The organism is Kordia jejudonensis, from assembly GCF_001005315.1.
Taxonomy (GTDB): Bacteria; Bacteroidota; Bacteroidia; order Flavobacteriales; family Flavobacteriaceae; genus Kordia; species Kordia jejudonensis.
The window spans coordinates 38,592-62,053 of sequence record NZ_LBMG01000027.1; the positions used below are offsets into that span (position 1 = coordinate 38,592).

The following is a 23,462-nucleotide window of genomic DNA, read 5'->3' on the forward strand; positions in this document are numbered from 1 at the left end:
AATTAGTGAAAAACTATTGAATTTTTTGATGAAAGCATAAAGAATCAAGTACTCACAATCCGAAAATGAAATGTTAACTTTACGCAGCAAAACGACAAAAGTTGAATAATCTGTTTATTTTTACTGCTCAAAACCATATTCGTGCCAACAAAATTTCAACACACTATATTTACTGTTCTATTATTTTTAAGTACTACAACTGCTGTAATGGCACAATATCTTATAGAAGGAAAAGTGATAGATCAATCTACAAACATTCCATTAGCGAACGCAACAGTTACAAACTTTGAAACCAAGATTACAGTCAAAACGAATGCCAAGGGAAATTTTTCAATAGAAACAACCGCAGCAATTGATACAAAATTAACAGTTTCCTTACAAGGCTATCAAACACAAATTGTTCAAATTACTTCTGGAGAAAACACGATTATTGCTTTATATCCAACAGCAAATGAATTGAACGCAGTTGTTATCAACGGAATTACCATTCAACAAAAATTAAAGCAAGCTACAGAATCAGTTACAATTGTGACAGAAAGCGAAATCAATAGTGAAAATACAGTACAATTAGCGCCTATTTTAAACCGAGTTCCAGGCGTTTTTATGCAAAGTGGTTCGCTCAATACGAATAGAATTACGATACGAGGAATTGGCGCACGAAGTCCGTTTGGGACAGCAAATATTCGTGCCTATTATGCAGATATTCCACTAACGGACGGAAATGGCGAATCGGCAATTGAAGACTTAGAACTTTCATCTATATCTCGGATGGAAATTCACAAAGGACCATCGTCAAGTAGTTACGGAGTTGGCTTGGGCGGAACAATTTTGCTCTATCCCGAATATGCCAAATACAACGCGTCAAGCGCGAATGTATACACAACGGTTGGTAGTTTCGGACTCTTTAGAACCGTTGGCAAACTCATGCACGGCGGCAAAAAAGCGAATGTAAACGTAATCTACAGCAATACACATTCGGATGGATATCGTGATAATAATTCCTTAGATAAAGCAACGATGACAATCACATCCAATTGGTTGGTGGATGAAAAAAATGAACTCACATTCATCGGAAACTACACAAGTCTCAAAGCATTCATTCCAAGTTCACTAAATCGAGAAGACTTTGAAAATTCGCCAAGAGATGCGGCAACAATTTGGAAAAATGCACGCGGTTTTGAAGATTTCAAAAAAACATTGTTCGGAATCAATTGGAGTCATGATTTTAACGAAATGTACACGCAAAAAACGAGCGTATTTACAAGTTTCAACAACAACTATGAACCGCGACCTTTTAATATCTTAGAAGAAAAAGCAACGACATTCGGAATCCGAACACGACTATTGGCAACAAAGAAATTTAAGGAAAGTACACTAAAATGGTCTGTTGGTGGCGAATTGTTCTTTGATGATTACAACGCAAAACAATTTGACAATCTATACCAAGATTTCCCAGAAGGCACAGGAAGTGTCGCTGGCGATATCTTATCAAACATTGATGAAAACAGAAACTATTTCAATCTATTTGCGGAAGCCATTTATACACATAAAAAACTTTCTGTAAATCTTGGATTGCATCTAAATCAAACAAAATATATAGTTGAAAATCAGTTAAATAATTCAGATGAAGACGATTTTACTTTTGATGCGATTATCTCTCCGAAACTTGGAATAAACTATGAAGTGACCAAAAATTTGAATCTATTCGGAACAGTTGCACATGGTTTTTCAACACCAACTACGGAAGAAACCTTATTGCCAGATGGTGTGTTCAATCCTGAAATAAAAGCAGAACGTGGTTGGAATTTCGAAATCGGTTCACGTTTTTACACAACAAATAGAAAACTATCAGGTTCGGTGTCAATATACGCAATGGCAGTAAGCGATTTACTCGTCAATAGAAGAACAGCAACGGATCAAAATATCACACTAAACGCAGGAAAAACATCGCACAAAGGTATTGAAGCTGCAATTCGTTATGAACTCTTCAAAAATGATCATTTCGAACTTCATTCGTATGCCAATGCAAGTATAAACGATTTCAGTTTTAAAGAATTTACGGAAACCGATGCAAACTTTTCTGGAAATGACCTAACGGGAGTTCCAAAATCTGTCGTAAATTTAGGAATTGAAATGTCAAGCCAAAACGGACTCTATGCACGTTTCGATTTTCAAGCGGTAGGAGAAATGCCAGCAAATGACGAAAATACAGTGTACAGCGATGCTTTTGAACTCCTGAATGGTAAAATCGGATATCAAAATTCGATCGGAAAACAATTTGGATATGACATCTCTGTAGGCGCAAATAACATTTTTGATACCGCTTATGCATCACAATTACAAGTAAATGCATTTGGAAACGATACAAATGCACGTTACTTTTATCCTGGATTGCCGTTTAACATCTATGGCGGAATTCAATTGAACTATAAATTTTAAACTTATAACATAAACACCATGAAATCATCACTAAGTTTATTCGTATTAACATCTTTGTTCTTTATTTCTTGTGGACAGCAACAAAAAGAAGTGGCAAAAGCAGAAACAGAAGTAACTACGCCGTTACTTGCTATTAAAACAACGGAAGAAATTACGGTAGATCAAGAAGCTTACACGGCAGCACTTGTTGTGGATGGCATTGAAATTCCTTGGGGAATGACGTGGTTGCCCGATGGAAGCATGTTGGTCACAGAACGTTCAGGAACATTATATCACGTAAAAGATGGACAAAAAACGGCTATTAAAAATGTCCCTGATGTATATGACAGAAATCAAGGTGGTTTATTGGACGTAATGCTTCATCCCAAATATCAAGAAAATGGCTGGATTTACATTACCTATTCTATTGTTGATAAAAAGAAAAAAGGGAGTCATACCGCGTTAATTCGTGCAAAACTAGAAAACAATGCGTTGGTTTCTATTGAAAAACTATACCAAGGAAGTCCCAATGTAAAAACGGCGCATCATTTCGGTTCTCGTATTGCGTTTGATGCCGATGGTTATGTATACTTCACCATTGGCGATCGAGGAAAACGTGATGAAAATCCGCAAGACATTACCAAAGACGGAGGAAAAGTATATCGTTTGCATGATGATGGGCGCATTCCAACAGACAATCCATTTGTGGGACAAAAAGATGCAAAAGAAGCAATCTTTTCATACGGACATAGAAATCCACAAGGAATGGCGGTAAACCCACGAACGGGACAAATTTGGGTGCATGAACATGGTCCGCGTGGAGGCGACGAAATCAATCCTGTAACAAAAGCAGTCAACTACGGTTGGCCAGTGATTACATACGGAATCAATTATAGTGGCACAACAATCACAGAAGAAACAGCTCGTGAAGGCATGCAACAACCGTTGTATTATTGGGTTCCATCTATCGCGCCAAGCGGAATGGCATTTGTAACAAGTGACGTATATCCTGAGTTAAAAGGACATTTAGTTGTAGGTTCGTTAAAATTTCAATACTTAGAATTGTTAACGCTTACCAAAGATGACAAAGTTGCCAAGCGTGAAAAATTACTAGATGGAATTGGTCGTGTACGTTCAGTTCGTCAAGGTCCAGATGGTTATATCTATGTTGGAATCGATGGAAAAGGTATATTGAAAATGTTGCCAAATTCTTCAAAAAAATCAACGACTGCGGAAACTACTAAAACTGCAACAACGGAAGCAGCATCAGAAGAATCAGAACAAGAAAGTATAACATTTACGAAAGCATCTAGTGTCGCTAAAAAAGAAATAGACGCAAGTATGAAGCGCGGAAAAGCTTTGTACAGTACCTATTGTATGCAATGTCATATGGCAAATGGAGAAGGTGTACCAAAAGCATTTCCACCTTTGGCAAAATCTGATTGGTTACAAGATAAAGTTGTAGAAAGTATCCGATCGATCAAATACGGATTGAGAGGGGAAATTACCGTAAATGGCGTAAAATACAGAGGAATCATGTCTCCATTAGGTCTAGATGACAAACAAGTTGCTGATGTTATGAATTACACCTCAAATTCTTGGGGAAATACAACGGAGAATTTTTATACAGCCGACAAAGTAAGCAAAGTAGAGAAGAAGTAAATTACTTCTCATCATTACCAAAGTATAAAAACCTCAAAACACTGATTTTGAGGTTTTTTTTGTGTTTTAAAATCCAGCTTTTTTACTTACATTTAGCATCAAAACTAAACCAACATGAAAAGAAAATCAACCATTAAAACCATTATTTACACCTTTTTAGCGTTTGCCTTTCTGTGTACGGCATGTAAGTCTGATGACGGAACAGAAGCATCGCCGCCATCATTTTCAGCAGCACAAAATAGTTTAACGTTTTCAGCAGTAATCGCTGGGCAAGTATCTGCAAGTCGTTCCTTATCGGTAACAGGAGCAAGACTCACACAATCGGTAAGTGTGAGCATTTCGCAACAATTTGAAGTATCAAGAGATAATACAAATTTTAGCTCAAGTTTAAGTATTCCAGCTTCTGAAGCCAATCAATCACAAAATATATATGTTCGTTTTGCACCAACGGTAACAACGTTAGGAGAAGTAACAGGAAACCTAACTATGTCTTCTTCGGATTTTGATACGGTGCAAGTGAGTCTCACAGGGAATTCATTAGAAATTCCAAGAGAAATTCAAGTAGTAGGGACGGTAAATACCTTTGGAGAAGTAAATGTAGGAACCATTTCTTCTGCACAAACGATTCAAGTAAAAGGACTAGATTTAGAACATAATGTAACAGCAACGGTTGCAGGTTCGTTTGAAATTTCAACAGACAATATTACATTTGGAAATTCGGCTACTTACGATTATACAGCGATCAATACAACAGCAGAAAATTTATATGTACGTTTCATTCCAAGTGCGACAGACTTAGGTGCGCAAACAGGAACAATTACCTTAGCAGCAACAGGAGTTTCAGATGTAGTGATCAATCTTACAGGAACGGGAACAGCAGTTCGTCATAATTACCAAACATTTGACGATCAGAGAATTGCCTTTGGTGGCGGATTCTCTCAAACTGTAACAAACACATATAATTTACACAGTAATTTATCAAACATTGAACAAATTTTAATGTATGTTCAGTTACGTTGTCCAACTGGTGGATGCAACGCTTGGGATGTATATGCAAACATTAAAGTAAGAGATACAGATTCTGGAGATTTCTACGAAATTGGACGTTATATTACACCGTATGGAGTAGACAATTCGCAGTTAACTAGAGGTTTTGAAATTGATGTAACCGACTTTAAATCCTTATTAGAAGGAAGTACAGAATTATACGCTCGTATTGAAACTTGGGGCGCTGACGGTTGGGAATTATCAGTAGATTTTGATTATGTTGAAGGAACACCTGATTATCCATATTATGCTATTGCAGATGTAATAACATATGACGATTGGTCAACTTCTGGAGTTCCTTACGGAGTTACCAATGATCCTGCAACGTGGGATTTAACAAAAAGTATCACGATTCCTGCTAATGCGGAAGCAACTCAATTACGTACCATTATTTCTGGTTGGGGACATGCTACGCCTGTAGATAGTGATAACAGACCGTGTGCAGAATGGTGTTTTAGAACACATGATGTAAAAATTAATGGAGCAAATATGTTTCAACACAATATGGCGCCAATGGGTTGTAGTTCAAATCCTGTGCAACCACAAGCTGGAAACTGGACGCCTGACAGAGCTGGTTGGTGTCCTGGAATGGCAGTTCCTGTGCGAAAAGATACATTTAGTTCGGACATGAGCGGAAGTACTTTTACATTTGAATACGACTATGAAGATTGGATTTCTGATGGCGGAACAACGTCTGGACAAGGTGGCGCATTCTACGCAACTTCAACGTTTGTCGTTGTAAAAAGTAATACGCCAATTAATAAACCGACAGTTACGGACTAAAAATAAATTACTATTACATAAAAGCAAAAACCTCAAAACGTACTGTTTTGAGGTTTTTTAATTAAATAAACTATACTAATAAAAAAAATATCAGTCATATTTACGTTTGATGAACCATTTTCCATCAAAGCTGAAATTAAACGAGAGTTGGTGAAAATTTTCTTGAATCAAGCCATTGGAAACTCGTCCTTTTTGACCGTACGAATAAGAAATATTCAACATAGAATTTGTTCGTAATGAAATGGGTAATCCGACACCAACACTAAATGAATAATTATCAATTCGGTAGTCATTCACTTTTAAGTTTCCACTATCATAATGCATACCTGTTCTATAAAAAACACGTTCCCAATATTTCAAACTTCTTGGATTTTTTCGGTAAGAAACTCCAAGTCCTACCAAATGCTGATCGACATATTTTCCTAAAAAATCGCTTTGATCAGTAGTTTTCCAAAAATTCTGTTGATAGTCAGCATTTACAGTTAATTTATTTTTTAAAAAGTTTCCCATAAAACCAAACCCTAATTCTAGCGGCAGTGTAAAATCATCCAACCTAGTATCTTCTTCACGGCTCGTAATTGTTTCTGTGAGAAATGTATTGATACTTCGCGTTTGCTCACCTTTCAGATTGGTTGGTAATTTGGAGATAAATCCAACAGAGACGTTATTTGAAAAATCGTATTGAGCGCCCAAGTTTACTTGGAAACCTGAATAATAATTTTCCTCAGAAATAATCAATGTAGACGCTTCTACAATATTGGTTTCTGTTTCATCAATTGTTCCAAAAAGGATCGATCCACTTGCGCCAACTCTCAATTTATCTGTTAAACTATATCCATAACTCAATTTAAAATCATTCAATCCACCTGAGCCAACAACATTGGTAATAAAATTGTCGGTTGAACCTTCAATATTATTTTCGAGTCCAATTAAAATATAACCAACATTTGTAAACGGAATCAAGGAAAGTGAAACGCCTGATTTTTTTGAAATAGGAAACGCAACGGTAATATTTGAAAAGTTGCCTGTAAAACGTGCTTCTTCCTGAAAAGAATTAATTACAGTTTCATATTGTGTTTTTAATCCGATATCAAATAAAAAGGACTTTTGCGTCATTCTTCCTAATGAAGCTGGATTTTTGGCATTAATATTCGTTAACGAAGGCAATGCAAATCCAAGTTTTCCTAAAGAATTAATACTACCAACTCCGTTATCATCTGGAACTCCTAATCCGTATAATGAATAAGGAGAACTTGATAAGCTTGAACTTTGGGCAAAAAGAGTTGAAATTCCAAATAAAATACTAACTACAAAACAACTAATCTTCATCTTCGTATATGGCATAAGTAATTTCTAAGGTCATTTTTCTACTATTTTCACTGCCTTCTCCGTCTAAAATAAGACGATCTACAGAAGTATTGAAACTTGATGGGTAAAAGCTCAGTGATAAATTTTGATCAAAGGTTTCTCGTAATTTGGTTTGAATAAAAAAATCGATTGGAGCATTGAAAGTTAATGTGTTAAATTCGTCATTTCTATTCTCAATGCGAGCGTACACAGGATTTCCATCAATTTCCAATACTTGAGCTGTTACCTCCGAATTTTGATCTACGATATACGTTAAGAGTGAATCTTTAATGTTAAGTGTTTCACTATATGAATTTAATGCGGGTTTAAAACGTAATTTGGCGCTCATCAATACGCCATTTTCGCCTGAAACATCATATAAGTTTTTAACATGTGGAATATCAATCTTCAAGGCAAGTCCAACACCAGCTTGCGAGTAACATTTATTTGCGGCGTTTTCACTGGGTAGACTTTGTTCTTGTGCGGTAAGATTGCTAAAAATAGTTCCCGATTGATCACTCTCAATATGATTAAAATTATTGGAGGAATTCACTGAAAAATCTTTTTCATACGTAATATCTTCAGTCTCGTCGGGCACTTTATAATACAAACGAATAAACGTATTATTGGTGGCTGTAGAAAAACCTAAAATCGAGGTATTTTGATCAGAAGCTTCAATTTTTATGCCTTTATATTCGTTCAAAAAATCATTTATATTATTAATATCATTATCATTCAAACGATCAAACAATAACATGCCATACGCGTTATCTAAACTAATATGTAAGGAATCGCCTTTTGTGGGACGTGCTTCAAATGTTTTTTCTCCAATCGGTGTAGTATTGATCTCAAAATCAGTTGTATTATAAAATAAATCGTTATCAGATTTTATATCGTCCGTAACTTCATAAATTGTAAATTTTTGTTCTGAAATTGTATCATTATAAAAATAACGATCGTATCGCATAATTAACGCAATAGAGTCATAAACAGCATCATTTTGTAAATCAAAACTAGCATTTGTTGGCAACAAGGAAACATAACCGTGGGAAGTCGTTTTTCCAAAAACAGGATCCGTATACGAACCTACCAAAATTCGTTGCGAGCCAGAAGTTATAATAGAATCAAACTGAAAAGTGGAGGCTTCTACTTGCAACGTGTCAATCAATACAATTCGTGTACCAATATCGCTAAATTCTTCTCCGACAGTACGTGAAATATTTTCACGATCAATACTACATGAAACCAGCATACATAGGCTAAGTATCAAAATAAGATATTTCATTTGTTATAATTTTTGCTCAAATCTATAGGAAGGAATCAGAAAGACTAAAATTGATATACACGCGCACGTATTTACTATACCAACTCCTTTTTTTGATAGACAAACAGTGACAGGCAATTTTATCGATACAAATACCAGATTCATATATAAAAACATTGGTTTCGTATAGTTTTTTTTGCTGGAAGAAACGCTAAAAATACATTCGCTCAAAAATTAATTGCATGCGAACAAAAATATGCCTCATACTATGTTGCTTTTCAATTGTTGGAATGAAGGCACAAATGGATCCTAATTTACTATCATTTGACTATACAATGACACCTGAAGGAGAAGATGAAATAGCGTTTTATAGAACTTCTGTCGGAGTTAAAATTCCACTAAAATTAAAAAAAGGAATGTTGATCAATTCTGTTGATTTTGATTACTTCCAGCTCAATCATAATGGCGTCAATTTTAGCACAAAAGACTTTAACGAAATTTATGGAATTAATTACACACTAATGTACGTGCGACCTTTGTCAAAATCTTGGTCTATAATGCTTCGTGGTGGAACTTCTGTAGTGTCTAATTTGGCTTCAAGCATACAATCGGATGATTTTTTATTCAATGCAGGTATAAGTTTTATGAAAAGAGGCGGAAGTTTGGAAAAACCCTATCAATTAATGTTTGGTGTCGGATATGTTCCGTTATTAGGAGAGCCGAGAATTCTCCCTTTACTAAGCTACAAGAAACGATTTAATGAAAAAGTTTCTATTGGTATTGGTTTCCCACGGACATTTATAGCATATGATATTTCAGAAAAAAGTACACTAAAAGCCTCGACAATGTTCAATCGTTTTTATGCAAATTTAAGCGAAGATGTCGTGATTCCAGGGACACAATTGGCGCAGAAATCATTATATCTATCTATTGGTGCTGGCTTAGAATATAGTTATTGGTTAGATGAAAATTGGGCAATCTCTGCACAAGGTGGATATTCATTTTACGATCAATACGAATTGCTTGATGCGGATAACAATACATTGTATGACTTTGAAGCGAGCTCAAAACTATACTTTTCAACAGGAATAAAATTTAATATAAAAAGCAAACTTAAAAAAGAAGTAAATGATTAACAGAAATAAAATACAAATCGCACTACTGATAGCACTTGGTCTATTTACGAGTTGTAGTAATGATGATGACGATACCTCAAGAGGAAATTGGATAGAACGCTCCGTATTTGACGGAACACCTAGAAGCAATGCCGTTTCATTTATTATAAATGATTTTGGTTACATGGGAACAGGTTATGATGGTGATGATTACCTGAGCGATTTTTGGCAATACGATATGTCAGGCGATTTTTGGGTACAAAAAGCTACATTTCCAGGAGTTGCTAGAAGTTCAGCATCTGGTATTTCTATAGGAAACAAAGGATATATAGGACTTGGATATGACGGAGATAACGAATTGAATGACTTTTGGGAATATGACGTTGTCAGTAATGTTTGGACACAAAAAGCAGACTTTACAGGAACAGCGCGTTATGAAGCTGTAAGTTTTTCAGGAACAGATTTTGGATACATCGGAACTGGTTTTGATGGCGATAATGATAAAAAAGACTTTTGGCGCTACAATCCGCAAACAAACGATTGGACAGAATTAGTTGGCTTTGGTGGACAAAAGCGTAGAGGAGGAGTTACCTTCAAAATAGACAACAAAGTATATCTTGGAACAGGAGAAAGTAACGGGCTATTTGTAGATGACTTCTGGGAATTTGATCTTAGCAACGAACAATGGACAAAACTACGCGATTTAGATGACGATGATGACTATCGTGTGATGCGTTCGTTTGGAACAGGTTTTTCTATCAATGGCTTGGGTTATATTGCCACAGGTTACAATACAGGTGCAGTTGGTACAGTTTGGGAATACAGTCCTGGAACCGATACTTGGGAAGAAGTTACAGGCTTAGAAGCCACCATTCGTCAAGATGCCATAAGTTTTTCAAATGGAACTCGTGGATTGGTATTATTAGGAAGAGCAGGAAATCTTTATTTAGACGACAACTACGAATTATTTCCGCAAGAATTATACAATGAAGATGATTAGTTTTTAAAGTAAGTATCCTTTAAGTGGTTTGTTAGATACTTGCAATTTCAGGCATCCTAATTATATAAAATTAGGATGCTGTTTTTTAAAAAATACATATGTGAATTATTTTAAATACAAATTTTTGATCATTGTCCTCATCCTTTGTTTCGGATGCAAAATGGACAATCACGGCGTTACTTCAGAAGTAATTGCCTTAACAAAGGGTTTTGGATATCAAATAAAGATGGACAATAAAATTGTGATTCAACAAAAATTTATTCCTGTCGTAGCAGGAAATAAGCCTTTTTGTACAAAGGAAGATGCCGAAAAAACTGCCAAATTAGTCGTCTCAAAAATAACACAAAAAAAAGGACCTACCGTAACGATAGAAGAACTGGAAAATCTAGAAATTAATTTTAATTGTTTACATTTACAATGAACTAAAACAGCTTGGGAGAATATATAAAACATAAAAAACAATTTGTCATTCACTTTCTGACATGGATATTTTTTCTCACGATAATTTTGACACAATTATATGTAGAGCGAGGTGCATTTCCAGAAGACTTCTTTGCACGTATTCTTTTAAAAATAATAACATTTTATATCAACTATATATTCTTAGTTCCGTTATTACTATTCAAAAAGAAGCATTTTTTTTACTTTTTGTTAGTCGCAGTTTTGCTAACCGTCAACTTTCTGTTTGATTATTACATTTTAGAGCGGCCTGATTTTGTCATAAACAATTTAGATACATTGCCAAAATCAATTCCAGTACTATTTACGTCTATGTTTATCATTGTAAGTACAAGTATCAAAATATATGAAGTGTGGAAAGATGATGACGATACCAAAAAAGAAATAGTGGCAACGCAGAACTTATCAGAACTCGAAGCTTTAAAAAATCAACTAAGTCCGCACTTTTTATTCAATTCATTAAACAGTATATATTCGCTTACGCGAAAAAAATCTAATGATGCTCCTGAAGCTGTCATTACACTTTCTGAACTCATGCGGTATATGTTGTATCAGGCGGATGATGAGTTTGTGTTGTTGCAACAAGAATTGGATTACATTCAAAACTATATAAAATTACAACGCTTGCGAATTGCAAACAATGAAAACGTACGGATCAACATTCACGGTTCGATATCTTCGCAAAAAATTCGTCCATTGCTCTTTATCTCTTTCATTGAAAATGCATTCAAATATGGAACAGATTTCAAAGGCAATACAGAAGTAAAAATTGAAATAAGTATTGACAATGATGAACTTTATTTTATGTGCAGTAATATCATTGGAGATAGTAATGTAGACAAGGAAAACTCTGGAATTGGTTTACAAAATACCATAGATCGTTTGCAACTATTATATCCTGAACGACATAGTTTAGATATAATGGAAGAAAATGAACAATTTACTGTCAAATTATCGCTAAAACTTGATTAAGATGAAATGTATTATTATTGATGATGAACCGCTAGCAATTGACATCATAGAATCGTATTTATTACAAATTGGCGGTATTGAAATTGTAGCAAAATGTACAAATCCACTTGATGCGATTACAATGTTAAACAAAAATCAAGTCGATTTGGTGTTTCTAGACATTCAAATGCCCAATCTTACAGGAATTGATTTGGTAGAAACCATTCACAACATTCCACAATTTATCTTTACTACGGCATATCCGCAATATGCTTTAGACGCGTTTAACCTTAACGCAACAGATTATTTAGTAAAGCCAATTCCATTACATCGGTTTCTAAAAGCTGTATCGAAAGCCAAAGAAAAATACGAACTAGAGCATAAAGAACGTCCAAATTTAGTCCCTATAAGTCCAGAAGAAGCAACACCTACCAATGATTTCATTTTTGTAAAATCGGAATATGAAAACATAAAAATTGATGTCAATGATATAAAATACATTCAAGGATTAAAGGATTATATCAAAATACATTTAAAACAAAGCAACAAACCTGTATTAACACTGTCTAACTTCAAAGTGATTCAGGATAAATTACCAAACCATTTCATTCGTGTACATCGTTCATTTATCGTCAATATAAACTACATACGAGCAGTGCAAAAAACAAAAATTGTCATAGATGATATTCGTATTCCTATTGGAGAAACCTATAAAAATGATGTCTTAGAACGCCTAGGAATTTAATCGCAACATTTGTTTTATAGACAAAAAACACTGGTTTGTATATACATTTGGAGGTTACGTATACTTTAATTTCAATAGCTTCAAAATCAGCGTATTTTTGATGCAAAATAGAAATTATGAAGTATAAAATGATAGCCATTTTAGTATTTTCAATCTTTACAACAACGGCTTTTTCGCAGTCAAGATTAGATAAAATGAAAGCAACTCCTGCATCAAAAATGGCAGCGAAGCTAACTTCCATGTTACAAGAAAAACTTTCACTAACAGACGCCCAAGTTGAGAAAGTATCGCCCATATATTTAGAAGATGCTAAAAAGAAAAAAGTACTTATGGAAGATTTTTCCATTTTTACCGTCAGGGGAAAAATGAAAAAAATAAACAAAGCCACAGCAAGTAAACTAAAAGGCATTTTGACTTCCGAACAAATGCAGCGCTATGAAGATAGTGTTGAAGCGGAAATTCAAAAAGAATTTAAAGCTTGGATTGACGATCAAAACATAATTTAATTACCAAGTATTCCACCTTGAAGCGTTTGTAAGCTGCAAACGCTTCTTTCTCAAACAAACAGCTCTCACATGCGTAAAATAATTATTAGTGCCGTGAGTATCGTACTGATACTCATAGGATACTTTTTGTTCAATTCGTTGAGCGAAACAAAAAAAGAAGAAGCAATAGAACCCGTAAATAGTACCAAAATGGTATTCATAGAAACGGTAAAAAATACAAGTGTTCCCATTACTGTACAAGCAAACGGAACTTTAGTTGCCAAAAATAAAATAGAACTCTACACAGAAGTACAAGGATTACTACAAACGGCAGGAAAAGATTTTCGTCCCGGTGTTACATTTGAAAAAGGAGAAATTATCTTCAAAGTCAATAGTGATGAATTTTACGCAACGATACTAGCACAACGAAGCAATTTGCAAAATATCATCGCAAGTATAATGCCCGATTTACGATTAGACTATCCAATAGCATACAAAAACTGGTATGCGTATTTAAAAGCTTTCGATGTAAATAAAACGACTGCAAAACTTCCCAAAACAACAACCGATCAAGAAGAATTATTCGTTACAGCAAAAAACATCTACAACACATATTACACCATTAAAAACTTAGAACAGCGTTTATTAAAATATAGGCTTCGCGCACCTTTCAATGGAATAATTACCGAAACAAACGTTACCAAAGGCGCATTGATACGATCTGGACAAAAAATAGGAGAATTTATAAATCCAGCTGTTTATGAACTTGAAGTTGCCATAAACTCTGCGTATGTAAACCTGTTGGAAAAAGGAAAAACCGTAGCTCTTAAAAATCTGGAAATTAATCAAGAATATGATGGAAAAATAACGCGTATCAACGGACGATTGGATCAAGACACACAAACAGTTACTATTTTCATTGAAGTACAAAACAAACAACTCCGAGAAGGCATGTACCTTGAAGCAAATGTACCTATCCGCGAAGAAGCAAATGCTTATACAATAGACCGTTCTTTACTGGTAGACAATACAAAAGTGTACATCGTAAAAAATAATCAGCTCGATTTGGTTACGGTAACACCAATTCATTCCAGCAATGATAGTGTTATTGTCAAAGGATTAGAAGACGGTACAGAAGTACTCACACAAGTATTGCCTGGCGCATACAAAGGACTTACGGTAACTCCTGTAAAACAATAACACATGCGAAAACTCATTACATATTTTATAAAATATCCAGTAGCGGTAAACATCATTATCATTGCATTTGTGGTATTGGGTTATATGGGATATTCCAATCTAAAAACATCTTTCTTTCCACAAACACCTACCAATATAGTATCAATAGCTGTAGTGTATCCAGGTGCTTCGCCAAAAGAAGTAGAAGAAGGAGTCGTATTACCTATAGAAAACAATCTTACAGGTGTTGTTGGTGTTGATCGAGTCACTTCACAATCATCCGAAAATGCGGCTTCCATCATGGTAGAAATATACCGAGATTACGACATAGATGTTGTATTGGCAGATATTAAAAATGCAGTTGACAAAGTGCCCAACTATCCCGTAGGAATGGAACCGCCAGTTATTGCAAAGCTAGAAAACATAGCAAAATCAATAAGCTTTGCCATCAGTGGAGACGAAATTCCATTGCGTAGACTCAAAGAAACAGCACGGAAAATAGAATCTGATCTCTTACGAATGGACGGAATTTCACAAGTTGTTCTCTCTGGCTTTCCCGATGAAGAAATAGAAATTTCAGTACGCGAAAATGATCTCAGAGCATACAACCTAACATTTCAAGACATCTCCAATGCCGTTTCAAAAACGAGCATTATCACTACAGGAGGTTCCGTAAAAACGAATGCTGAAGAATATCTAATTAGAGCAAAAAATAGAGCATATACTGCAAAATACTTAGAAAATGTAGTTGTAAAAGCCAATGTGAATGGAAACAGTATTCTACTAAAAGACATTGCCGTCATCAAAGATCAATTCAATGAATCGCCCAATGCTACATTTTACAATGGAAATAGTGCCGTAAACATTGACATCAGTAATACAAACAATGAAGATTTATTGCAAACGGCAGAAAAAGTGCGTGCATACATAAAAGCATTCAACGAAGCCAGCGAAGGCATCAAACTATCTATTACGTTTGATACGTCTATCGTTTTAGAACAACGTACGGAACTATTATTCGAAAATGCCCTTATCGGGATGTTACTCGTATTTATATTTTTAGCATTATTCTTAAAACCACGTTTAGCGTTTTGGGTTGCTTTTGGATTGCCTGTTTCCTTTTTAGGAATGTTTACATTCGTCGGTTATTTTGACATAACCATCAATGTATTATCATTATTCGGAATGATCATCGTAATTGGAATTCTGGTAGATGATGGAATCGTAATTGCAGAAAATATTTATAGTGAATTTGAAAAAGGAAAATCGCCAATAAAAGCCGCTATCGATGGTACTATGCAAGTTGTGCCAGCAATAGTTTCTGCGATAATTACCACTGTACTTGCTTTTAGTATATTTCTCTTTTTAGATGGAAATATAGGCGCCATATTTGGAGAAGTTACCATAGTTGTAGCTGTGACACTGATAATTTCATTAATAGAAGCGCTAATAATTCTGCCAGCACATATTGCGCATTCAAAAGCATTAAAAAAAGACCAAAAACCAAACTACTTCAGTGCATTCGCAGAAAAATCGATGCACTATATTAAAACAAAATTATATACACCTGCAATTAATTTCTTTTTGGAAAGTGTATACACAAAAATTTTAGGTTTAGTCATTCCAGTAGTATTATTTGTAATCACTATTGGCGCCATGAATGGAAAAATTATACAATTTACATTCTTTCCGCCAGTAGCAAGCGAAGCAGTAAATATTACGCTTTCCATGCCAGAAGGAACCAATGAAAAAATCACAGATTCCTTAGCACAAAGAATAGAAAATGCTGTTTGGAAAGTGAATAAACAATTTTCAGCATCAGACAATTCAGAAGAACAAGCAGTACTCAACGTTATCAAAACAATTGGACCAGGAACGGCAAATGCTACAGTTTTGGTAAACCTATTGCCTGGCGAATTACGAGATTTCTCTGCGGATGAAATATCACTCAAATTTCAAGAAGAAGTTGGAGAAATTTACGGTGCAGAACAATTAATTTTCGGCTCAGGAACTTCTTTTAGAGGAAAACCAATTTCTGTTTCACTTGTCAGTGATAACATTGACGATTTGCGCCAAGCAAAAAAAATGGTAAAAGAATTTATAGAAAAAAACCCCAAAGTTACAGGTGTTGTCGATACAGATCCTGAAGGTATAAAAGAAATAAAAATTGAACTCAAAGACAACGCTTACAGTCTTGGTATTATGCTTTCAGATGTTATGACACAAGTGCGAAATGGCTTTTTCGGTGCAGAAATTCAGCGTTTTCAACGTGGTAAAGATGAAATTCGTGTTTGGACTCGTTATACACGAGAAGAAAGAGCTTCCATAAAGAATCTGGAAAATATGCAACTAACAACGCCAGCGGGTAACAGAGTCGCTTTTTCAGAAATAGCCACCTATACCATTGAGCGTGGCGAAGTCTCAATAAACCATTTAGTAGGCTTGCGCGAAGTACGTGTAGATGCAGATTTAAAAAATCCAAAAGACAGTGCCATAGACATTTTACAAAGTATAGAAGCTGACATAATGCCCAAAGTAATTGAAAAATATCCGAGTGTATCGCAACTTTTTGAAGGTCAAAACAGAGAAGCACAAAAAGTAGTAGATTCTATCCTGTATGTAGGTCCAATATTTTTACTTTTAATCTACATCGTCATTGTATTTACATTTCGCTCTTACAGTCAACCATTTATATTACTAGTCATCATTCCATTTAGTTTTATTGGAGTTGCATGGGGACATTATATTCACGGTTTCCCAATCAATATTTTATCGATGTTAGGCATCATTGCATTGGTTGGAATTGTCGTTAACGACGGACTTGTTTTTATCACAAAACTCAACAGTTTTCTAAAAGAAGGCATGTTGTACAAAGAAGCCGTTATTGAAGCTGGAAAATCACGTTTCAGAGCTATTTTCCTTACGTCAATTACGACAGTTGCAGGATTGGCTCCTTTAATATTTGAAACAAGCAGACAAGCACAGTTTTTAATTCCTATGGCGATCTCTATTGCCTATGGAATCACAATTGCAACCGTATTAACCTTATTCACGCTTCCAATACTACTATCATTTTTTAATGCTGGAAAAGTACATGTAAGTTGGTTTTGGAATGGTAAGAAACCAACGAATGAAGCTGTAGAACGTGCAATTATTGAAATGGAAAGCGAACGTGAAAATTTAGACTAAAATAACATGAAAAACACACTATATATAGCAATGCTTTTGTTGATGATACTTCCTGCAAAAGCACAACAACTCTTAACGCAGGATGAAGCTATTCAGTATGTATTACAGCATAATTATGACGTGCGAGTTTCTGTAAACAACATCGAAGCAGCTTCAAATAATGCGAGTATCAACAATTCTGGATATTTGCCAACATTAAGTACTACAGGAAGCGCGAGTTACAATGTAAACGACACAGAATCTGAAACGCAAGAAGGAAATCCTATCAATATAGATGCAGCACAAGCCGAAAACTACAACGCTTCGTTGACACTGAATTATACAATTTTTGATGGTTTCAATAGAAAATATAACTACAAAAAGCTACAAGAAACTAAAAATCTCACAGAATTACAGGCAAGACAAACTATTGAAAATGTATTGCTCCAAGTATATGCAAGCTATTTTGAAATTGCTCGTTTAACAGAAAATGCCGAAATACTACAAAAAACCTTAGACATTTCGCAAAAGCGTTTGCAACGAATAAATTATAGTTTTGAATTTGGGCAATCCACAAAACTAGATATTTTAACCGCTGAGGTCGATCGGAATAATGACAGTATAACGTACTTAGACAGTCAACGATTATTAAAAAATGCCAAACGTGATCTCAACATTTTAATGGGAAAAGATGTAGATGAAATAACCTATAAAGTTGACACACTAATTTCGTATGCTTTCGATTTAAAGTTGGACGAATTACAACGAGAAGCCATTCAAAATAATGTGCAATTGCTGCAAATAGAAAAAAACATTGCTGTAAATCAGTACGATATCAAAATTAACAAATCAGGTTGGTTACCAACAATTACGACAAATGGTTCGTATAATATCAACAAATCTACAAGCGATCAAGCGTTTGCATTTGCCAGCCAAGTATCAAATGGATTTGGAGTTGGTATAAACATGTCATGGAATTTATTTGATGGTGGAAAAACCAAAACACGTGTGCAAAATGCTAAAATTACTCTTGACAGCGAGAATATTCGAAAAGAACAAACACAGCAACAACTAAAGCGTGACATCAGTAATACATGGGAAACGTATCAAAATGCTTTATATACATTGCGTGTTCAAGAAATGAACGTGCAAACCAACGAACGAAACTTTAGCAGAACTGAAGAACAATTCAAACTTGGACAAATAAATACCATCGATTTTCGGCAAGCTCAAAATAATTTGCTAAACGCTAAACTCAATCTCAGTCAAGCAAAATACAATGCAAAAAACGCAGAATTACAACTCTTACAACTTGCAGGACGTTTATTGAAAAAATAAAATTAGGTAATACAGAATAAGTTGTTATCTTGAATCGTTATCAAAACATTCAAGTTACCATTTATGACAAAACGCTTCATTCTCCTTTGCATCCTACTTTGTACTGCTATTTCCTTTGCACAACAAACCGAATTTGTAGATTTTAAAACGGCTAAAGTTGATATTGTTCTCAGACCAAGTTTAAAAGAAATTGGCGTTGATGTGCAGTATGAATTTGAAATACTTCAAGATGTAGATTCTATCTATTTTGATATGCAATCGTTGGATACATACAAAGTATATCAGCAAAGTTTCGAAGGAACTAATTTCTATCGCGATAAAAAAATCATTCTAAAAAATAAATTCAAAAAAGGAGAAAAACATTCTGTTGGTTTGGCGACATTTACACATCCAAAAAAAGCAATGTATTTCATTGATTGGAATGAAATTGGTGGCAGAAAGCAAATTTGGACACAAGGACAAGGAAAATACACAAGCAGTTGGTTGCCAAGTTTTGATGATGTCAATGAAAAAGTAGAATTCGACTTTAGCATTACGTTTGACAAACATTACGAAGTCATTGTGAATGGAAAATTGCTCAAAAAAGAATCGCCAAATGATTCGTTGACGAAATGGTATTTTGATATGAAACGTCCCATGAGTAGCTATTTGGCGGCAATTGCGATTGGAAAATATAAAAAGAAAACGGCAACGTCTAAAAGTGGAATTCCTTTAGAAATGTACTATTATCCTGAAGATGAAGCCAAATTTGAACCGACATACAGACACACAAAACGGATGTTTGATTTCTTAGAAGAAGAAATTGGCGTTCCATATCCGTGGCAAAATTACAAGCAAATTCCCGTAAAAGACTTTCTCTATGCCGGAATGGAAAACACGGGAACAACTATCTTTTCAGACAGTTTTGTAATTGATAGCACAAGTTATGTTGATAAAAATTACGTCAACGTCAATGCGCACGAATTGGCACATCAATGGTTTGGCGACTTAGTCACAGCAAAAAGCGGAACACATCATTGGTTACAAGAAGGATTTGCCACATATTACGCGTTATTAGCAGAAAAGGAAATCTTTGGCGAAGACTATTTTCATTGGAAACTATACGAATCGGCATTGCAATTAAAAGCATTAAATGACGGAAAAGGCGAAGCTGTATTAAATCCGAACGCGAGTAGCTTAACATTTTACCAAAAAGGCGCTTGGGTATTGCATGCATTGCGAACAAAAGTAGGAGAGAAGTCTTTTAAAAATGCAGTACAACGCTATTTAAATACGTACAAATTCAAAAGCGCAGAAACAGGAGATTTTATAAAAATAGTTGAAGAAGAAAGCAATCAAAACTTAGACAAATTTGTACAAACGTGGTTGGTAAATCCGCAACTGCCTGACGAGTTTTTTAATCCTACAACAATGCTAGTTGGGACTGAAATTCCAGAAAATTTATTTTACTATGTAGGTGGCGGAATTGGAGAAATATTCATAGCAGCTTCCATGAAAAATCCTGAAATCAAGAAAACATATGATTTTTCTACCGCAAAATTAGCATTAAATCTATTCAATGACGAAACGTTACATACAACAGATCCTATTTCTGAAAAATATATAATTGACTTATTAAAAAACCTTAAAGTTTCTAGCTTAGAAGAACGTCTTATAGTTTACCGAAAAGCGTTAAAAACAAACAATATAAAGATTCGACAAACCATTGCAAAAGCACCACGACAAGTTCCTGAAGAGTTTCGAGCAGATTATGAAACCTTATTACAAGACGATTCGTACACAACCAAAGAAATTGCATTATTTACCTTGTGGAAAAGTTTTCCAGCTCAGCGTAAAAACTATTTAGATCAAACCAAAAATGTAATAGGATTCAATGATAAAAGTTTCCGAATTCTTTGGCTTACCTTAGCGATTGTGACGAAAGAATACAGTGGACATAACACACCAAAATATTATGATGAACTGGCAGGATATACACATCCGCGAAATCACTTTGAAGTGCGTCAAAATGCTTTCCGATTTTTAAACGAATTGCAGTCGTTTAGTGATAAAAATATAGCAGACTTAGTCAATGGCGCGTTGCATCAGAACTGGCGATTTGCAAAATATTGCAGAGAATTATTAGACAATATGATTAAAAATCCTGTGTATACAGAAAATTTAGAACGCACAAAAACATTGCTTTCGGAGACGGAAAATGCTTTTTTAGAAAAGAGATTAAAAAAATAACTACGTATTAGTACCTAACTTTTACTATAAACTATAGAATGATACAGAATTGCACATTCAAACGTATAATTTTTAGTACATTTAAAATAAAATTACCATATGATTCAGAAAACTACACTAACAATATTTTTACTTCTTTCTGTACTATTTTCATTTGCACAAGACAAATACATACAAATTGAAATGGTAGATCAAACTCCAACAATTGGAGCTTTTCAGGGCGCACCAACGTATTATTACGACGTACCTTTTGGCGCAACTGATTACAGTAATGATGCAGGATTGAACGCAATTTTAGCAGGAAACAATGTAATTGCATATGATGTTATAGAATCATTACCAAACGTAAGTACCAACGGTTTTGCACATTGGACATTGGTTGTTTGTGACAATTGTGACAACAATCAATTAGCTACAGATTTAAGTGCCTATTCATCCGTGATTAGAAACGCCTATCCTTTAAATGATAATCGTGAGGCGTACAACCAATTATACTTAAAAATTGCAGATATCAATATAGGAACTCCGACAGGTGTTACTAATGGAATTATCACCACGAATGACGCTGGATTAAACGCCATATTTACAACACATACCGTATATTTTTACCAACAATCATTTCCATCATCTTCGCAAAACTCATTATTGAGAGCGTATACATTACTATGCGATTGCGATGCTGCTTTGCTAAAAACAGACTTGGATGCCTACACGAGCGTGATCGAAGTTGCAGAGCGCACATTCATTGAATCACAATTATTAAGTACTACAGAAGCCGTTTTTACGGATGTAAATATCTATCCAAATCCTGTAAAGGACAAATTGAATATCAGCAAAACTGAAAATATAACATCTGTGGAAATCTATTCCATTCAAGGAAAACGGATGCGCACGCAGAAAAGTCAATTTGAAACGATTGACATGTCGCAACTCAAAAGCGGTTTGTATTTTGTAACACTAACAGATAATGCGAACAGAAGCAATACGTTTAAAATTGTAAAAAAATAGCTTTTATGTACAGTTAAACATGTAAAAAGTCGGCCACTTCTTTTTTAATATACGATAATGCTGTGTCGCTCGGAGCTTGACTTTCCATCATTTCGGTTAAAATAACTTCACGCAATTTGTCGGCAGACGTAACTTTGTCAGACAAACTCGCTTTTCGAATCAACTGAATGGTCGAATTTTTGGAAGCAATAATAATACTCCAACATTGATCGCTCATGTAAATTTGCTGTGATAAATTATGATCAAACTCTTGTTCAATACTCATAATTAACAACCGTTCGTAATCATTTTTATCGGAAGAAGTAGGAGAGACGCGCACCAATAATTTTGACGGCGTAATGCGTTCTAAAAATAACGAAAGTCGCTCATAAGCTTGCAAACGCAATGGCAATGCTTCTTTTTGTGCGTCTTTGTGCAATAAATAACGTCTTCTTTTATCTTCATTAGACATATGATCTCTAAAGAAAAAATAAGCAATTCCTCCAGTAATAATTGCAGGAATCGTGTACATTATCAAATCAAAAATTTTATCTTCCATAAAAATAGCAGTTTTAGCAAACATAATACGTTTTTACTAACTGCGCAAATAAACATTTATTGTTTAAAAAAACAGAGAATATCTGTAAAAAACGCGTTTAATTTAAGGAAATCTTCATTGGATTTTTTATTGTTTTAAGAATCGACAAATTTTACCGTTCTTTACTTGTAAATTACAAAGAAAGCATTGCATATATGAAGGCAGTTACCGTTTCCGTCCTAAAGAAAGAACTAAAACAGCACACACAAGAAGAACTCATTGAAATTTGTTTGAAGTTGGCAAAATTCAAGAAAGAAAATAAAGAACTGCTCACATATATTTTATTCGATTCGCATGATGAAGACGAATACATTCGTGAAATTAAAGAAGAAATTGATGCTGGATTTTCAAAATTGAATCACGACAGTTTATATTACGTAAAGAAAAGCATTCGTAAAATTCTACGCCTTCTTAAAAAGTACGTTCGCTATTCCAAAAAGAAAGAAACAGAAGCCGAATTGTTATTGTATTTCTGTACAAAATATCAAGAATTAAAGGCTTCACATCAGCGTAGTAGGCAAATGATGAATATCTATGAACGACAATTGGGCATGGCAAAAAAAGCCATCAGTACGCTTCATGAAGACTTACAATATGATTTTGTTTTACTGTTAGAAGAATTAGGGGAGAATTAATTTTCTAAATTCAAAAGTGAACGTAGTTTCCAACAATCTAATAATCTAACAA

18 protein-coding genes are annotated in these 23,462 nt (G+C 34.6%); 15 read left to right on the forward strand and 3 right to left on the reverse strand.

Going from position 1 to position 23,462, the window contains the following annotated elements:
• Window positions 1-141 precede the first annotated feature (141 nt).
• The 3 genes from AA089_RS13810 (at window position 142) to AA089_RS13820 (ending at window position 5,910) form a co-directional block, all read left to right on the forward strand.
• Window positions 142-2,439 carry a TonB-dependent receptor gene (locus AA089_RS13810; RefSeq protein ID WP_053002413.1) on the forward strand — a complete coding sequence of 766 codons (2,298 nt, stop codon included), beginning with the start codon at window positions 142-144 and terminating at the stop codon, window positions 2,437-2,439.
• Between the two features lie 18 nt (window positions 2,440-2,457).
• Entirely contained in the window at window positions 2,458-4,080 is a 1,623-nt protein-coding gene (locus AA089_RS13815) for a PQQ-dependent sugar dehydrogenase (protein ID WP_064972224.1), read from the forward strand.
• A 114-nt stretch (window positions 4,081-4,194) separates the two neighbouring features.
• On the forward strand, window positions 4,195-5,910 hold the full coding sequence (locus tag AA089_RS13820; protein ID WP_206540702.1) for a peptide-N-glycosidase F-related protein: 1,716 nt from the start codon (window positions 4,195-4,197) through the stop codon (window positions 5,908-5,910).
• Window positions 5,911-6,000: 90 nt separating this feature from the next.
• Here AA089_RS13820 and AA089_RS13825 read toward each other — a convergent pair whose 3' ends face one another.
• Together AA089_RS13825 and AA089_RS13830 are read right to left on the reverse strand one after the other, a co-directional pair.
• Complete coding sequence (locus AA089_RS13825; protein WP_156169022.1) at window positions 6,001-7,254, reverse strand: PorV/PorQ family protein; 1,254 nt, start codon at window positions 7,252-7,254, stop codon at window positions 6,001-6,003.
• Window positions 7,229-8,542 (reverse strand): DUF4270 family protein, encoded by a 1,314-nt coding sequence (locus AA089_RS13830; RefSeq protein ID WP_082113277.1) that lies wholly within the window; start codon window positions 8,540-8,542, stop codon window positions 7,229-7,231. The genes AA089_RS13825 and AA089_RS13830 overlap by 26 nt, the downstream gene beginning before the upstream one ends.
• A gap of 221 nt (window positions 8,543-8,763) precedes the next feature.
• Here AA089_RS13830 and AA089_RS13835 point away from each other — a divergent pair, with 221 nt between their 5' ends.
• The 11 genes from AA089_RS13835 (at window position 8,764) to AA089_RS13885 (ending at window position 22,198) form a co-directional block, all read left to right on the forward strand.
• A complete protein-coding gene (locus AA089_RS13835; RefSeq protein ID WP_046757558.1) occupies window positions 8,764-9,657 on the forward strand; it encodes a DUF6268 family outer membrane beta-barrel protein in 894 nt (297 codons plus the stop codon).
• Window positions 9,650-10,636, forward strand: a complete 987-nt coding sequence (locus AA089_RS13840; RefSeq protein ID WP_046757559.1) for a Kelch repeat-containing protein — start codon at window positions 9,650-9,652, stop codon at window positions 10,634-10,636. Before AA089_RS13835 ends, AA089_RS13840 begins: the two co-directional genes overlap by 8 nt.
• Before the next feature lie 100 nt (window positions 10,637-10,736).
• Complete coding sequence (locus AA089_RS13845) at window positions 10,737-11,057, forward strand: DUF4907 domain-containing protein (RefSeq protein ID WP_053002416.1); 321 nt, start codon at window positions 10,737-10,739, stop codon at window positions 11,055-11,057.
• A gap of 11 nt (window positions 11,058-11,068) precedes the next feature.
• Window positions 11,069-12,067, forward strand: a complete 999-nt coding sequence (locus AA089_RS13850) for a sensor histidine kinase (protein WP_082113278.1) — start codon at window positions 11,069-11,071, stop codon at window positions 12,065-12,067.
• Window position 12,068: 1 nt separating this feature from the next.
• Window positions 12,069-12,791 carry a LytR/AlgR family response regulator transcription factor gene (locus AA089_RS13855; protein ID WP_046757560.1) on the forward strand — a complete coding sequence of 241 codons (723 nt, stop codon included), beginning with the start codon at window positions 12,069-12,071 and terminating at the stop codon, window positions 12,789-12,791.
• Between the two features lie 116 nt (window positions 12,792-12,907).
• Complete coding sequence (locus AA089_RS13860; RefSeq protein ID WP_046757561.1) at window positions 12,908-13,297, forward strand: hypothetical protein; 390 nt, start codon at window positions 12,908-12,910, stop codon at window positions 13,295-13,297.
• A 69-nt stretch (window positions 13,298-13,366) separates the two neighbouring features.
• Window positions 13,367-14,476 (forward strand): efflux RND transporter periplasmic adaptor subunit, encoded by a 1,110-nt coding sequence (locus AA089_RS13865; RefSeq protein ID WP_046757562.1) that lies wholly within the window; start codon window positions 13,367-13,369, stop codon window positions 14,474-14,476.
• Between the two features lie 3 nt (window positions 14,477-14,479).
• A complete protein-coding gene (locus AA089_RS13870; RefSeq protein ID WP_046757563.1) occupies window positions 14,480-17,644 on the forward strand; it encodes an efflux RND transporter permease subunit in 3,165 nt (1,054 codons plus the stop codon).
• 6 nt (window positions 17,645-17,650) lie between these two features.
• On the forward strand, window positions 17,651-18,961 hold the full coding sequence (locus tag AA089_RS13875; RefSeq protein WP_046757564.1) for a TolC family protein: 1,311 nt from the start codon (window positions 17,651-17,653) through the stop codon (window positions 18,959-18,961).
• Between the two features lie 63 nt (window positions 18,962-19,024).
• On the forward strand, window positions 19,025-21,190 hold the full coding sequence (locus AA089_RS13880; protein WP_046757565.1) for a M1 family metallopeptidase: 2,166 nt from the start codon (window positions 19,025-19,027) through the stop codon (window positions 21,188-21,190).
• 99 nt (window positions 21,191-21,289) lie between these two features.
• Window positions 21,290-22,198 carry a T9SS type A sorting domain-containing protein gene (locus tag AA089_RS13885; protein WP_046757566.1) on the forward strand — a complete coding sequence of 303 codons (909 nt, stop codon included), beginning with the start codon at window positions 21,290-21,292 and terminating at the stop codon, window positions 22,196-22,198.
• 13 nt (window positions 22,199-22,211) lie between these two features.
• On the opposite strand, the gene AA089_RS13890 is transcribed toward AA089_RS13885, so the two are convergent.
• Complete coding sequence (locus AA089_RS13890) at window positions 22,212-22,736, reverse strand: DUF7935 family protein (protein WP_046757592.1); 525 nt, start codon at window positions 22,734-22,736, stop codon at window positions 22,212-22,214.
• Between the two features lie 194 nt (window positions 22,737-22,930).
• Between AA089_RS13890 and AA089_RS13895 the strand changes: the two genes are divergently transcribed.
• Window positions 22,931-23,410 (forward strand): hypothetical protein, encoded by a 480-nt coding sequence (locus tag AA089_RS13895; RefSeq protein WP_046757567.1) that lies wholly within the window; start codon window positions 22,931-22,933, stop codon window positions 23,408-23,410.
• The last annotated feature ends 52 nt before the right edge of the window (window positions 23,411-23,462 follow it).

What these genes read in the sequence shown, in the direction of transcription:
- AA089_RS13815 (WP_064972224.1), top strand. Translation starts at nt 2,458, where the DNA reads ATGAAATCATCACTAAGTTTATTCGTATTAACATCTTTGTTCTTTATT.
- AA089_RS13820 (WP_206540702.1), top strand. Translation starts at nt 4,195, where the DNA reads ATGAAAAGAAAATCAACCATTAAAACCATTATTTACACCTTTTTAGCG.
- AA089_RS13825 (WP_156169022.1), bottom strand. Translation starts at nt 7,254, where the DNA reads ATGCCATATACGAAGATGAAGATTAGTTGTTTTGTAGTTAGTATTTTA.
- AA089_RS13830 (WP_082113277.1), bottom strand. Translation starts at nt 8,542, where the DNA reads ATGAAATATCTTATTTTGATACTTAGCCTATGTATGCTGGTTTCATGT.
- AA089_RS13835 (WP_046757558.1), top strand. Translation starts at nt 8,764, where the DNA reads ATGCGAACAAAAATATGCCTCATACTATGTTGCTTTTCAATTGTTGGA.
- AA089_RS13840 (WP_046757559.1), top strand. Translation starts at nt 9,650, where the DNA reads ATGATTAACAGAAATAAAATACAAATCGCACTACTGATAGCACTTGGT.
- AA089_RS13855 (WP_046757560.1), top strand. Translation starts at nt 12,069, where the DNA reads ATGAAATGTATTATTATTGATGATGAACCGCTAGCAATTGACATCATA.
- AA089_RS13860 (WP_046757561.1), top strand. Translation starts at nt 12,908, where the DNA reads ATGAAGTATAAAATGATAGCCATTTTAGTATTTTCAATCTTTACAACA.
- AA089_RS13865 (WP_046757562.1), top strand. Translation starts at nt 13,367, where the DNA reads ATGCGTAAAATAATTATTAGTGCCGTGAGTATCGTACTGATACTCATA.
- AA089_RS13870 (WP_046757563.1), top strand. Translation starts at nt 14,480, where the DNA reads ATGCGAAAACTCATTACATATTTTATAAAATATCCAGTAGCGGTAAAC.
- AA089_RS13875 (WP_046757564.1), top strand. Translation starts at nt 17,651, where the DNA reads ATGAAAAACACACTATATATAGCAATGCTTTTGTTGATGATACTTCCT.
- AA089_RS13880 (WP_046757565.1), top strand. Translation starts at nt 19,025, where the DNA reads ATGACAAAACGCTTCATTCTCCTTTGCATCCTACTTTGTACTGCTATT.
- AA089_RS13885 (WP_046757566.1), top strand. Translation starts at nt 21,290, where the DNA reads ATGATTCAGAAAACTACACTAACAATATTTTTACTTCTTTCTGTACTA.
- AA089_RS13890 (WP_046757592.1), bottom strand. Translation starts at nt 22,736, where the DNA reads ATGGAAGATAAAATTTTTGATTTGATAATGTACACGATTCCTGCAATT.
- AA089_RS13895 (WP_046757567.1), top strand. Translation starts at nt 22,931, where the DNA reads ATGAAGGCAGTTACCGTTTCCGTCCTAAAGAAAGAACTAAAACAGCAC.